The 13,344-nt window shown below is 63.8% G+C and carries 13 protein-coding genes and 1 riboswitch; all 13 genes read right to left on the bottom strand.

Annotated features, from left to right (window positions below; translation table 11 throughout):
- Window positions 1–2 precede the first annotated feature (2 nt).
- Window positions 3–1,457 (bottom strand): cobyric acid synthase, encoded by a 1,455-nt coding sequence (locus O3298_RS26635; RefSeq protein WP_305057724.1) that lies wholly within the window; start codon window positions 1,455–1,457, stop codon window positions 3–5.
- Window positions 1,454–2,275, bottom strand: coding sequence for an ABC transporter substrate-binding protein (locus tag O3298_RS26630; RefSeq protein WP_305060970.1), 822 nt, complete (start codon window positions 2,273–2,275; stop codon window positions 1,454–1,456). Before O3298_RS26630 ends, O3298_RS26635 begins: the two co-directional genes overlap by 4 nt.
- The gene (locus tag O3298_RS26625; protein ID WP_305060969.1) at window positions 2,272–3,183 is read right to left on the bottom strand and encodes a cobalamin-binding protein; all 912 of its coding nucleotides are present in this window, start codon (window positions 3,181–3,183) and stop codon (window positions 2,272–2,274) included. The genes O3298_RS26630 and O3298_RS26625 overlap by 4 nt, the downstream gene beginning before the upstream one ends.
- Window positions 3,180–4,166, bottom strand: coding sequence for a threonine-phosphate decarboxylase CobD (gene cobD / locus O3298_RS26620; RefSeq protein WP_305060968.1), 987 nt, complete (start codon window positions 4,164–4,166; stop codon window positions 3,180–3,182). The genes O3298_RS26625 and cobD overlap by 4 nt, the downstream gene beginning before the upstream one ends.
- Window positions 4,159–5,112, bottom strand: coding sequence for an adenosylcobinamide-phosphate synthase CbiB (gene cbiB, locus O3298_RS26615; RefSeq protein WP_305060967.1), 954 nt, complete (start codon window positions 5,110–5,112; stop codon window positions 4,159–4,161). Before cbiB ends, cobD begins: the two co-directional genes overlap by 8 nt.
- Window positions 5,106–5,672 (bottom strand): bifunctional adenosylcobinamide kinase/adenosylcobinamide-phosphate guanylyltransferase, encoded by a 567-nt coding sequence (gene cobU / locus O3298_RS26610; RefSeq protein ID WP_305060966.1) that lies wholly within the window; start codon window positions 5,670–5,672, stop codon window positions 5,106–5,108. Before cobU ends, cbiB begins: the two co-directional genes overlap by 7 nt.
- A gap of 7 nt (window positions 5,673–5,679) precedes the next feature.
- Complete coding sequence (cobO, locus tag O3298_RS26605; protein ID WP_305060965.1) at window positions 5,680–6,312, bottom strand: cob(I)yrinic acid a,c-diamide adenosyltransferase; 633 nt, start codon at window positions 6,310–6,312, stop codon at window positions 5,680–5,682.
- 1 nt (window position 6,313) lies between these two features.
- Complete coding sequence (locus tag O3298_RS26600) at window positions 6,314–7,081, bottom strand: ABC transporter ATP-binding protein (protein WP_289906907.1); 768 nt, start codon at window positions 7,079–7,081, stop codon at window positions 6,314–6,316.
- Window positions 7,078–8,103 (bottom strand): iron ABC transporter permease, encoded by a 1,026-nt coding sequence (locus O3298_RS26595; RefSeq protein WP_289906908.1) that lies wholly within the window; start codon window positions 8,101–8,103, stop codon window positions 7,078–7,080. Before O3298_RS26595 ends, O3298_RS26600 begins: the two co-directional genes overlap by 4 nt.
- 89 nt (window positions 8,104–8,192) lie before the next feature.
- On the bottom strand, window positions 8,193–10,172 hold the full coding sequence (locus tag O3298_RS26590) for a TonB-dependent receptor domain-containing protein (RefSeq protein ID WP_369811634.1): 1,980 nt from the start codon (window positions 10,170–10,172) through the stop codon (window positions 8,193–8,195).
- A 9-nt stretch (window positions 10,173–10,181) separates the two neighbouring features.
- Window positions 10,182–10,423: riboswitch (cobalamin riboswitch) on the bottom strand.
- A gap of 44 nt (window positions 10,424–10,467) precedes the next feature.
- Window positions 10,468–11,022 carry a histidine phosphatase family protein gene (locus O3298_RS26585; protein ID WP_305060964.1) on the bottom strand — a complete coding sequence of 185 codons (555 nt, stop codon included), beginning with the start codon at window positions 11,020–11,022 and terminating at the stop codon, window positions 10,468–10,470.
- Window positions 11,023–11,028: 6 nt separating this feature from the next.
- Window positions 11,029–11,835 (bottom strand): adenosylcobinamide-GDP ribazoletransferase, encoded by an 807-nt coding sequence (locus tag O3298_RS26580; protein ID WP_305060963.1) that lies wholly within the window; start codon window positions 11,833–11,835, stop codon window positions 11,029–11,031.
- 4 nt (window positions 11,836–11,839) lie between these two features.
- Window positions 11,840–12,880 (bottom strand): nicotinate-nucleotide--dimethylbenzimidazole phosphoribosyltransferase, encoded by a 1,041-nt coding sequence (gene cobT / locus O3298_RS26575; RefSeq protein ID WP_305060962.1) that lies wholly within the window; start codon window positions 12,878–12,880, stop codon window positions 11,840–11,842.
- Between the last annotated feature and the right edge of the window lie 464 nt (window positions 12,881–13,344).

Here is a 13,344-nt window from a genome sequence, read left to right as displayed (position 1 = left end):
GGCTAGCGTTTGAGGTGGTCCAGGGCCGCCAGCAGCGGGATGGCCGCATCGGCGATGCGCTCCAGGCTGGCCTCGCGCAGGGCGGCGGTATCCACCGTGTGGCCGGAGTCCAGCCCCGCCCAGCGCAGCAGCGCCGCACACGCGGCGGGCGTGTCGAACATGCCGTGCAAATAGCTGCCGAGGATTTGTCCGTCGCCCGATACCGCCCCTTCCGGACGGCCGTCGATGAGGAAGGCCGGCTGCGCCAGCGCGGCGCCATGCGAGATACCCATGTGGATTTCATAGCCTGCCACGGGCGCATCGGCCGCGCCGGCAAACGCGCAGTGGCCGCGCACCTGTTCCAGCCGCTTGTCGCGCGTCAGCTCCGTCGCCATGTCGAGCAATCCCAGCGCCTTTGACTCTCCCGCCGCGCCTTCCACGCCCAGCGGATCGCGTACGGACTGCCCCAGCATCTGGAAGCCGCCGCAAATGCCGAGCACCTTGCCGCCGTAGCGCAGGTGTTTCGCCAGGTAGGCGGGCCAGCCTTGCTGCTGCAGCCACGCCAGATCGCCGCGCGTGTTCTTGCTGCCGGGGAGGATCACCAGGTCGGCCGCTGGAATCGGCTGCCCCTGTTTGATGAATTGCAGGTCGATATCGGGATGGGCGCGCAGCGCGTCGACATCCGTGTGGTTGCTGATGCGCGGCAGTTGCGGCACCACCACCTTGAAGGCGCCGCGTTCGGCCTGCATCGCTTCGACGGCGTCCTCCGCGTCGAGGAACAGGCCTTGCAGGTAGGGCAGCACGGCCAGCACGGGTTTGCCCGTCTGCTGTTCCAGCCACTCGATGCCGGGTTGTAGCAGCGAGATATCGCCGCGGAAGCGGTTGATGACGAAGCCAAGGATGCGCGTCCGTTCGCTGTCGGACAAACAGGCCAGGGTGCCGATGATGTGGGCGAAGACACCGCCACGGTCAATGTCGGCCACCAGGATCACGGGACAGTCGACGGCTTCGGCAAAGCCCATGTTGGCGATGTCGCGCGCGCGCAAATTGACTTCGGCGGGGCTGCCCGCGCCTTCGACGACGACGGCGTCGTACTGCTGGCGCAAGCGCGCGTACGATTCCAGCACGGCGCCCATGGCGATGGTTTTATATTGCTGGTAGTCGCGCGCATCCATCTCGGCGCGCACCTTGCCGTGGATGATCACTTGCGCACCCGTGTTCGACGATGGTTTCAGCAGCACCGGATTCATGTCCGTGTGGGGCGCGATGCCGCAGGCCAGCGCCTGCAGGGCTTGCGCGCGGCCGATCTCGCCGCCGTCGCTCGTCACCGCGCTATTCAAGGCCATGTTTTGCGGCTTGAACGGCGCTACCGTCACGCCACGGCGTTTCAAGAGGCGGCACAGGGCTGCGACGACGGTGCTCTTGCCCGCGTCCGACGTCGTGCCTTGCACCATCAGGGCGGGGAAGGGTGTCTTCATGCCTGCCGCTCTTTCTGATTCTCCTGCCACTGCGCGATGATGTCGCTGATCTGGCACAAGCCTTGCGTGATGGCGGCTGGACCGGGCGAAAGAATGTCGGGCGACTTGATCTCGAACAGCATGTCATTGCGTACGGCGGGAATCGCATCCCAGCCCGGACGTGCCGTCAGCTGCGCCGGCTGGAACTTCTTGCCGCACCAGGTGGCGATGATGATGTCGGGCGCGCGCCGCACCACATCTTGCGGATCGGCGATGATGCGCTCTTTCGCGCCCGGCTGCGCGGACAATTCCGGGAAGGCGTCCGTGCCGCCGGCGATGTCGATCAATTCCGCCGCCCAGCCGATGCCGCTCATCAGCGGATCGTTCCACTCTTCAAAGTAAATCACGGGCTTGCGCGTCCAGGCTGCGGCGCGGGCCCGGGCGGCGGCGATGTCGACGCGCAGGCTGGCGATCAGTTCACGTCCCGCTTCCTCGCGCTGCACCAGTGCGGCCAGCACGCCGATCATGCGCAGGATGCCTTCCACCGTGCGCTGGTTGAACTGGTGCACTTCGATACCGGCTTTCACCAGGTCGCGGCAGATATCGGCCTGCATGTCGCAAAAACCGATCACGAGATCGGGCTGGACGGCCAGGATGCGCTCCAGGCTGGAAGAGGAAAAGCCGCTGATCTTGGTCTTTTCCTCGCGCGCGCGGGGAGGGCGCACGGTAAAGCCGGAAATGCCCGCGATGACGTCTTCGGCGCCCAGCGCATACAGCGTTTCCACGGCTTCCGTCGACAGGCAGGCGATGCGCTGGTAGTGACTCGCTGCGTGACTCATGGCGCGGCCTTGGCCGCGGGCGTGTTGCGGCGCTGGCGGGCCACTTCCAGTTGTTCGCACATGGCGGCCGTACCCTCGATCATGCGCGGACCGGCGCGGTTCAGCAGGTCGCCATTCAGTCGGAACAGGTTATTCTTGCGCACGGCCGTCATCGACGGGAAGGCGCGCCACATCGCCAGGCCACCTTCGCTGCGCGGATCGCTTTTTTCGCTGGTGCCGAAGATGACTTCAGGGTCTTCCTGCAGCACGCCTTCCGGCGTGACGACGGGTGCCACCACCTTCATCGCGGCAAAGATATTCTGCGCGCCACATACGCGCATGGAGTCGCTGATGATGCTCGCGCCGCTCAAGGTATATAAAGGTTTGTCCCACACCTGGTAAAACACGCGCACGGGCGGGCGCTGCGCATATTGCGCCGTCAGGCTGGCCAGTTTGGCGCGCAGCTGGGCCGCCGCCGGTTTGGCGGTTTTTTCCGTTCCCATCAGCTGACCCAGGCGCTCCATGCTGTCGGGGATGTCGGTCAGCTTGCGCGGTTCGCTGTGATAGATGGGCACCTTCAGCTGGCGCAGCATGGCGATCTGGCGCTCGGCGCTGCCATGCATCCACACGACGATCAGGTCCGGCTTCAGGGCGATGATGCGCTCCATGTCGTACTGGCGGTTGTCGCCCACTTGCGTGATCTTCTTTGCCGCTTCCGGGTAGTCGCTGTAGCTGACGACACCGGCGATCCTGTCGCCGCCACCGGCCGCGAACAGCAGTTCCGTCACATGCGGCGCCAGCGCCAGGATGCGCTGCGCCGGTTTTTCCACGGTGACGGTATTGCCGTCGTCGTCGCGCACGGTGATGGCGGCCTGCGCCTGCAGCGAGACCAGTCCGGCCAGTAGCAGTGCTGTTTTCAAGTGGTTCATATGTGTTTCCATGTGGTGAGGGCCTGCTGCAGGCGCAGCCAGGAATGTTCGTCGGGGGGCAGGCCCAGGCGGATGCCGTGGGCGGCGTGGCGGAACAGGCGCACCCAGATGCCCGATTCCGCCATGTGGCGCCAGAACGCTTCGGCGCGCTCTTCCGGCCACCACTGGAACAGCGCCGTGCCGCTGCTGGCGATGCCGTGCGCTGCCAATAGCTGGCGCAGGCGCTTGCCTTCGCCGCGCAGGCGCTCGCGCATCGCTACCTGCCAATGCGTGTCGGCGAGGGCGGCCAGCGCCACGTGCTGCGCCGGGCCGCTGACGGCCCATGGCCCCAGCAGGTCGGTCAGCTGCGCAAGCAAGGCTGAATGGGCGGCGACAAAGCCCAGGCGCAGTCCCGCCAGACCAAAGAATTTGCCGACGGAGCGCAGCACGATGAGTCCCGGCCGGGCAGAGTGGGAGCCCAGGCTGGCGCACGATTCCGTATCGCCAAACGCTTCATCGACCACCAGCCAGCCGCCGCGCGCGGTCAGTTTGTCCGCCCACTCCAGCAGCAGCTCGGGCGCGATGCGCTCGCCCGTGGGATTGTTGGGATTGCAGACGACCAGCACGTCGCAATGGTCGACGGCATCGGCCAGCCGCGCATACGGCACTTGGCGTAATTGATGGCCGTGCTGGCCCCAGTGGTGCGCATGTTCAGCATACGACGGCGCGGCCACCACCACGCGCGACGGCGCGCGCAGCCGGGGCAGGGCCTGGATGGCGGCTTGCGTGCCGGCCACGGGCAGCATGGCTGGCGCGCCGTAATACGCGCAGGCGGCAGCGGCCAGCGCGGGATCGGCTTCCGGCAGCCGGTGCCAGGCATTGGCGTTCGGTGCTGGCGCTGCATACCAGTGCGGGTTGATGCCGGTCGACAGGTCGATCCAGTCTTCCAGTGGCCTGCCGTATTCGCGCGCGGCGTCGCGCAGGTTGCCGCCATGTTCAAGCAAGGTATTTTCCCTTCAGGTAGAACAGGCCTGCCAGCAGCGCCACCCAGATCAGCCACAGCACGGCCGTTTCAGCCACCAGGCGCCAGGCGCGGTCGATGTCGCGCGCTTCGGCGGGACGGCCACTGCCCAAAGGCGGGCGGTGTTCCAGTTCGCCGTCGTAGATGGCGTCGCCGCCGAGGGCCAGGCCCAGGGCGCCGGCGCCGCTGGCCATCACGGGGCCAGCGTTCGGGCTGCCCCAGTGGGGCGCCTGGCTGCGCCAGCACTGCCAGGCCCGTTGTTTGTCGGCCATGCTCTTGCCCAGCAAGACGTACGACAGGGCCGTCAGGCGCGCCGGCAGATAATTCAACAGGTCGTCGATGCGCGCGGCGCAGCAGCCGAACCAGTCGTAGCGTGCATTGCGGTAGCCCCACATGGCGTCGAGGGTATTGGCCAGCCTGAAGAGCACGGCGCCGGGGCCGCCCGCCACGGCAAACCAGAACAGGGTGCCGAAGACGGCATCGTTGCCGTTTTCCAGCAGGGATTCCGTGCTGGCCTTGGCCAGACCGGCCGCGTCGGCATTGGCCGTGTCGCGGCTGACGATGCGCGCCGTCAGCAGGCGCGCGTTGTCCAGGTCATTGATGGCCAGGGCGTCGGCGATGGGCTGATTGTGGTCGCGCAGGCTGCGCAGGCCCAGACATAGATATAACAGGAAAACGTGGAGGGCGGCACCCGCCAGGCCGCACAGCCAGTAGGCGGCATAGCTGATGGGGAGCACGGCCAGCGACCACGCCAGCACGCCGCGCAGAAAACGTCCGCGGCCCCGGTTCAGCAGGCGCTCGAGCGCACTGGAGAGGCGACCAAAACCGACCAGCGGATGCCAGCGGCGCGTCTCGCCCAGCAGCATATCGAGCAGCACGCCGGCCGTCATCAAGGCGGCCAGCATGGGCAGCGACAAGCCGCTTAGCATGGCCCGCCTTTCAGGTACAGCGGCAGGCCGGCGGCGACAAACACGGCCTTGTCGCACACGGCCGCCACGGCCTGGTTCAAACGGCCCGCTTCATCGGTGAAGCAGCGCGAGATGGCGCCGTAGGGCACGATGCCCATGCCCACTTCGTTCGACACGAGAACGAGGTCGCAGCCGGTGTCTTCGACTTCGGCCAGCGCGTACAGCAGGTGCGCGCGCTCGCTGTGGAACAGCTCGGGCAGGGCGATGTCGCCTACGTCCGGATAGGTCTCGCCGCTGGAAAACATCAGGTTGGTCAGCCACAGGGTCAGGCAGTCGACCAGCAGCAGGCGGCCTGGCAGTGCTTCCCGCAGGATGGCGTCGCCCAGGCGCAGCGGTTCTTCCAGGGTTACCCACTCGGCCGGGCGTTGCGATCGGTGGTGCCTGACGCGCGTGGCCATTTCTACATCGCCCGCCTGCGCGGTGGCGATGTAGATCACTTCCTTGCCGGACTCGCGGGCCAGCGTTTCCGCATGGGCGCTCTTGCCGGAACGGGCGCCGCCGAAGACCAGGGTGCGCGTCATGGCGCTGCTACCACTCGGTGCCGATTTGCGCGCCGATGCCGGCCGCATAGGCATGCTTGACAACGGCCATTTCCGTGACGGTGTCGGCGATGGCGATCAGTTCGTCCGGCGCGCCGCGGCCCGTGATGACCACGTGTTGCATGGCCGGGCGTTCCAGCAGGTCGGCGATGACTTTATGCACGTCGAGGTAGTTGTATTTGAGGGCGATATTGAGCTCGTCGAACAGCACCAGGCCGTAGCTGGGGTCGGTCAGGAAGGTCTTCGCCTGTTCCCACGCCAGTTCGGCCTTTTCGATGTCACGCTCGCGGTTTTGCGTTTCCCAGGTATAGCCTTCGCCCATCGCATGAAAACTGATTTCATCGGGGAAGCGGCGCAGGAATTTTTCTTCTCCCGTCGACATGGCGCCCTTGATGAACTGCACCACGCCCACTTTCATGCCGTGGCCCATGGCGCGGATGGCCATGCCGAAGCCGCTCGAACTCTTGCCCTTGCCATTGCCCGTGTTGACGATGATGATGCCGATTTCCTTGTCCGCCTTGGCGATGGCTGCATCGATGATGGCCTTCTTGCGCTCCATGCGCACTCGGTGGCGTTCGTTGATCGCCGCGGTGTCCGCATCGATTGTCTTCTTGTCGCTCATGTCAGTTCTCTTTCGGTATGAATATCTTGCGTTTGCCGTGATCGATGATCTCGATCGGGTGGCCCAGGTAGTCGCCCAGGATGGATGCCCGCATTACCTCGGCCACCGGACCGGCCAGCCAGCCGCCGTCGCCCATCAGCAGTAGCGCATGGGTCGAGACGCTGTGCGCCAGGTTCAGGTCATGCCCCACCATCACCACGGTTTTGTTCTGTTCTCGGCACAGTGTTGACAGCAGGCCCATGACGCTGACCTGGTGTGCCAGGTCCAGCGCGTTGGCCGGTTCGTCCAGCAGCAACAAGGGCGTATCCTGCGCCAGCATGGCGGCGATTGCCACGCGCTGGCGTTCGCCGCCGGACAGGCTGCGCACGTCGCGCTCGGCCAGGTGCTCCACTTCCATCGATGCCAGCGCCGCCAGGGCGATGCGCTGGTCGTCGCTGCCTTCCCAGTAATGGTTGTCGTGATACGGATGGCGCGCCGACAGCACGGTTTCGATGACGCGGTACGAGAACGCATCGTGCCGCGCCTGCGCCAGGAAGGCCCGTTCGCGCGCCAGTTCGTCGAGCGGCCAGTCGACCAGGGCGCGGCCCTGTATCGTCACGTGGCCCGCATCCGGTTCGCGCAAGCCGGCCAGGGTGCGCAGCAAGGTGCTCTTGCCCGCGCCATTGCGGCCGATCACGCTCCAGCATTCGCCATCCTTGATATGCCAGATGAGGTTTTCCACGAGAGAGCGCGTGCCTGCCTTCAGGCCGAGTTGGTAGGTACGTATCATGTGCGTCGCAACCGGTGCAGCTGGTACAGGAAGACGGGCGCGCCTATCATGGCCGTGACCACGCCGACGGGCAGCTGTAACGGTGCCAGCACGGTGCGCGCAAGCGTGTCGGCCAGTACGAGGAAGGTGCCGCCGGCCAGCGCGGCAGCCGGTATCAACAGGCGATGGTCGGGGCCGCAGGCAAAGCGCAGCGCGTGCGGCACGATCAGGCCGACAAAGCCCACGCTGCCGGCGCTGGTGACGGCGCTGGCCGTGAGCAGGCCGGAACAGAAGAACAGTCCCTTGCGCAGGGCGCCCACGCGCACGCCCAGGGTGCTGGCCGCTTCCGCGTGCAGCGCCATGACGTTCAGCGAGCGCGCGCAGCGCAGTGCGAAGACCAGGGCGCCCGCCAGGACCAGCCAGGGCATCAGCCGCGCGGGCGCGCCGGACAGGTCGCCGATCATCCAGAACACCATGCTGCGCAAGCGGCTTTCCGGGGCGATGGACAGCATCAGGGTGACGATGGCCATGCAGGCCGAGGCCAGGATCACGCCCGTCAGCAGCAAGAGCGAGGCGCCGCCTTCGGCCGCCGTGCCGCCGCGCAGGTCGCGGCGCGCAAAAAAGTACAGCAGCATGGACACGCCGACGGCGCCGGCAAAGGCGGCCGCGTCGACCACCCACAGCGCGCACATGAACAGCAGCGCGGCCAGCGCGCCAACGGAAGCGCCGGCGGAAATGCCCAGCACGTAAGGATCGGCCAGGGGATTGCGCAGCAGCGCCTGCATCATCAGGCCGGCCAGCGACAGCGCCGCGCCGGTGACAAAGGCGGTAAGCGCGCGGCCCAGGCGCAGGTCGAGCAGGGTGGCGGCGAGGGTATCTGTCTTGCCTTGCACGACGTGGAACAGGGCGGAAGGCAGGTCGGCGAGCGGAATCGCGATCGAGCCGATCATGCCGGAGAAAATCAGGCTGGCAATCGCGCACACGATCAGCACCGTGAGGATGACGGTGGCGCGGTGGCGCATGTTGCGGAAAAATGGGTGCATGTACTGCCTTAAAAACGGGGACTGCAGAACTGCATCTGCGGGCGATGACAGCAATGCCATCGCCCGCAGCTTACATCATTACGACGGGATTATTTCATGCCATAGCGTACGCCAACGAAGAGGTTCGAGCGTGGAGTCGCATAGAAACGGCTCAGTTCATAGTCTTTGTTGGTGATGTTGTTCCAACGTGCCAAAACCGACCAGTCGCGTGCGAACTGGTAGGTGGTGTACAGGTTCAGCAAGCCATAGCCACCGAGGGTGGTCTTGTTGGCAGGATCTGCAAAACGTTTGCCCGACAACTGCCATTCCGTACCGGCGGTCAAAGGACCGGTCGTGTAATCGACAGCGAAGTTGGCGTGTTTTTTCGCGCGGAGCACCAGTTGCTTGTCCGTCGTTTCATTGCGTGGATCTTGCAGGTCGAGATTGCCACTGACGTTGAAGGCGCCGAACTTGTGCGCGCCAGCCAGCGTCAGGCCTTTGAGCAATGCTTTGTCGACGTTCATGCTGCAGCCTTCGCCTGGTTTCCAGCCGATCACCGTGCAAGGCCATACGTAGACAAGCATGTCGGTAATCTTGTTGTGGTAGTAGGTTGCGCTCAGTTGCGATTGGCCGTCGTTGTATTGCAAGCCTACTTCAGCATTGCGGCCTTTTTCCGGTTTGTTCGTCGGAATGCCGGAATCAGGGTAGTACAGATCGTTGAAGGTCGGTGCGCGGAAGCTGGTGCCATAGCTGGCGTTGGCGCGCAAGGCATTGCTGAAACGGTAGCCATAGGCGACGCTGCCCGTGTTGTGCGTGCCGTACACCGAGCTGTCGTCGCGACGGCCGCTGATGCTGGCCAGGTGGGCGCCGCGCACCAGATTGTACGATGCCGCGAACGACTTTGTATTGCGTCCGCCGGACAGGCCTTCGGCCGAGCTCACGACATCTTCGTCACGGTATTCACCCAGCAATTGCAGGGTATCGCGGCCAATGAGAATATCGTTTTGCCAGCTGATGTCAGTTTGCTTGGTGTCGAACTGGCTTCTGCCGGAGGCGTCTGCGGCGGATACCGCGGTCAGTTTGTCCTTCGATTCTGCGTAGCGCAGCTCGCTGGTCCAGTTCGGCAAGAACTGGTTCTTCGTGAATACCGAAATGCTTTCCTGCTTCTTGTCGTTGCGCGCGTCGAAGTTCAAGCCCGCATCGTATTGTGCATCCAGTTTGCTGTTCAGGAAAACCAGGCCGACTTCATGGCCCTTGGCCATCTGGTAGCCAAACTGGCCGCTGACGCTTTCCTTGTCGTAGCCGTCTTTATCGCCGTTATAGGAAAAATTACCAGGTTTGGTGGCGGAATAGCCATCCGATTTTTCCTTGCCCGCGGTCAGGGCGTAGCTGAAACTGTTGTTGCCACCGGTAGAGCCGGCAACGCTGGCTTCCGCCTGGCGGGTGTTGTTGCGGCCGTAGCCGGCGAAGGCGGAAAAGCGCGTGGCGCCGTCGCCTTTCTTGGTAAAGATCTGGATCACGCCGCCGACGGCATCGGCGCCATACATGGTGCTCAGTGGGCCGTAGACGATCTCAACGTGGTCGATGCTCGACAGCGGCAGGGCGTTCCAGCTGGCAGTGCCAGATGTGGCGGAGCCGATACGTACACCATCGACCAGCACGATATTCTGGTTGCTGTTCGCACCGCGGATGAATACGCTCGAATCAGTGCCTGGGCCGCCATAGCGATTGACTTCAATGCCGCGCTGCTTTTGCAGCAGGTCGATCAGCGTACCGGCGCCCGAGCGCGCGATGTCTTCCGAGCTGATGGTCTGCGTATCGCTCAATACTTCGCTCAGATGCTGCGGGTAACGGTTGGCGGTAACGACGATGGGATCGAAGGTGTCTGGCGTGGCTTGGGCGAAAGCGGCAGGCGCGGCAATGGCTAGCGCGAGCGACGTGAGGGCCGCGTGGCGGGAAACAGCATGGGTCATGATAATTTTCAGTAAGTAATATGCAACCAGCCGACGTCCCCGTAGGCCAGATTGAACAGAAGTGGGAACTGAAGATGACGATCGAAGATGGCCATGGGCCATTCGGATCGCGAACATCCCCGTTCGCACACTTCCACCTGTCCTGGCCGGTATCCGGGCTGGCAAGTACGGCTATCTCACCTTCCCATGCTCGATGATTGCAAGCACAGTGGTTGTCAGAGATAGCTTGTCGCCGCTTCCCGTAGGGAGGGGCGACACTTGCTTACCGTTGCGGGGGCAGCACACGCTCGCCGCAATCGCGGCATCGTGTTTCCCGTTTAACTGCGCTCATGGACATGAACGCGGGCACCAAAACCCCGCCATTATACGTGCAGCAGGCATGGACTGACATGGGCGGCTGGACAATTCAATATCAGAAATCGACGACGACCGTCGCACCGTAGGCGATTTTATGGGCAGAATGGGTGGCCAGCAGGGCTGTTTCCTCCAATGGCAGCCGGGCTTGCAGTGCCGACAGCAGGCGGATGGTGCCCGCATGGCAGATGATGACGACCGTTTCGTGTTGTTCGCGCAACAGATCGCCTAGAAACGCGTCGACGCGGGCGGCCATCGCCAGCACGTTCTCGCCCCCGCCGGGGCGGTACCAGGCCAGGTCGGCTGCCCAGGCATCGATTTCCGCGCGCGCAATCGCGTGCCAGGGCTGCATTTCCCACGCGCCGAAATCCATCTCCGCCAGCCGCGCGTCGAAACGCAGGGCGCTCGCGGGCAAGTCCTGCGCCAAGGTCGTCGCCAGGCCGGCGCAGCGGCGCAGCGGACTGGCATACAGCGGTACATGCGGCGGCAAGGTTGCCTGCAAGCTGGCGCGCACCATGGCCATTTCGTGAGGCGCCACCGCCACGTCGCTGCGGCCATAGCAGGTACCGCTGGTCACCTGCGGCGCGGGGTGGCGGACGAGGATCAGGCGCATGCTTGTTCAGTAGAAGCGCAGTGGAGGCTGAAAGCTGGAGAGGATGGCCAAATAGACCGCCACTTCCGCCACTTGCTGCACGGCGCCCAGGCAGTCACCCGTGTAGCCTTGCAGGCGGCGCAGGCATTTGCGGCCCAGCCAGAAAGCGGCAGCTGCCGCCACCACGACGGCAAAGACCAGCGTGGCCCAGTCGAATATCCCCAGAGCGCCGCACACGATGACGGGCAGCAGGCCGCAGACGGTGGCGATGATGAATTCACCCGTGCGCATTTCCTGCGCCATGGGCTTGGACTTGCCTTCGTCGCGTGCATAGTCCATGAACCGGATCAGCGAGACGGCGGCCAGGCGGGACAAAGGATGGGCGATGCACAGTGTCGCCACGACGATGTGTGGCGGCAACGAGGCCAGCGCCGTGCACTTGATGGCCAGCAGGCAGATGATGCCGATGGCGCCATACGCGCCAATGCGCGAGTCCTTCATGATTTCCAGTACACGCTCGCGCGTCAAGCCGCCGCCAAAGCCGTCGCACATGTCGGCGAAACCATCTTCATGGAAGGCGCCCGTCAGGTAAATGCCGGCGGCGATGGCCAGCAGCACGGCCACCGCAGAAGGCAGCAGCCAGCTGGCCAACAGATACACGGCGCCACTGATGGCTGCCACCACCAGACCCACCAGGGGGAAGTAACGCGAGGCGTGCTGCAGCCAAGCCGGCTCGAAACCCACCCAGCGCGGGATGGGCAGGCGCGTGAAGAACTGCAGCGCGATGAAGAACAGACGGCACTGGTGGATTGCGGCGGAAACGGGATTGGCCATAGTATTAGTCTGGCGTGGACTTTTCGCTGACCTGGGCCGAGGCGAAGGTCGCCATCTCGCGCATGAAGTTGACGGCCGCGTGCAGCAGAGGCAAGGCCAGCGCGGAACCCGTGCCTTCACCGAGGCGCAAATCGAGGTGCAGCAGCGGACGCGCGCCCAGGCTGGCCAGCAGCTGGCGGTGGCCGTTTTCATCGGAGCAGTGCGAAAACACGCAGTAATCGAGAATGGCTGGCTGCAGGCGCGCCGCCACCAGCAGGGCGCTGCTGACGATGAAGCCATCGATCAGCAGAATCATGCGCCGTTCGGCCGCTTTCAGCATGGCGCCGGCCATCATGGCGATTTCGAAGCCGCCGAAGGTGGCCAGCACGTCGAGCGGCTCATCGACTGCCGCATGATGGGCGACGGCCGCTTCGATCACCTGCTGTTTATGTCGTACGCCCTCTTTCGACAGGCCCGTGCCGGCGCCGACGCAATCGGCAACGGGCGTGCCGGTCAGCTTGTGCGTCAGTGCTGCCGCGGCCGTGGTGTTGCCGATGCCCATTTCGCCAAAGCCCAGCACATTGCCGTCCAGGCTGGCGACCAGTCCCATCCCCGCCTGCATGGCGGCCAGACACTGTTCCCGGCTCATGGCGGGCTCTTTGGCAAAGTTGCGGGTGCCGGGACCTTGTTTATGGTCAAGCAAGCCGTCGCGCGGGCCGAAATCGTGGTTCACGCCCGCGTCTACTATATATAAGGCGCAATCATTCTGGCGGGCAAAGACATTGATGGCGGCGCCGTTGCCCAGGAAGTTTTCCACCATCTGCCAGGTCACGCTTTGTGGATAGGCAGAAATGCCCTCGGCGACGACGCCATGGTCGGCCGCGAAAACGATGATGGCGGGTTGGTGTAGCGCCAGTTGCGTACTTTGCTGGATCAGGCCGATTTGACGGGCCAGGGTTTCCAGCATGCCGAGGCTGCCCAATGGTTTGGTCTTGCTGTTGATGGCATGTTCGAGTGCGCTGGACAAGGCGGAATTGGCGGTAGGGCTGATGTGTGGGATAGGCATGGGAATCTATGTGGATGAGGCAGGGTATGGTCGGCGCTACGATATCACACAGCAATATTTACCCAACTGCAAAATAGCGCTTGCGGGGTGCGCAGGGCACGGCTATAATTCGCCCCCTCGCTGAACGACGCATGCAAATGCCGAGTGAGATGAGGAAAAGAAGGAGTTGACGGACGTAGCAAAATGCTTCATACTCTTCCTTCTTCGCAGCTGACAAACACAACGCTTTGTCGATAGCGCGAAAGCAGTGCCGAATACAGTTCTTTAACAATTAACAGTCGATAAGTGTGGGCATTTGATGTCAGTGCAGCAGCGATCTTCGGATTGCTGTAATACTTAAAATATCAAATGTTCACAAGAAATAATGAAATAGGCGCTACGAAAGTAGTGGCCTGTCAGTTTTTTGAGTGAGCGACCCATCAGCAATGATGGTGCCGGTAAAACGGCAAAGTAACAGAGATTAA

The organism is Janthinobacterium sp. SUN137 (assembly GCF_030587265.1).
Lineage (GTDB): Bacteria > Pseudomonadota > Gammaproteobacteria > Burkholderiales > Burkholderiaceae_D > Janthinobacterium > Janthinobacterium kumbetense.
Note: the sequence above shows the minus strand (reverse complement) of the source record. Positions and strands in the feature narration are given on the sequence as shown.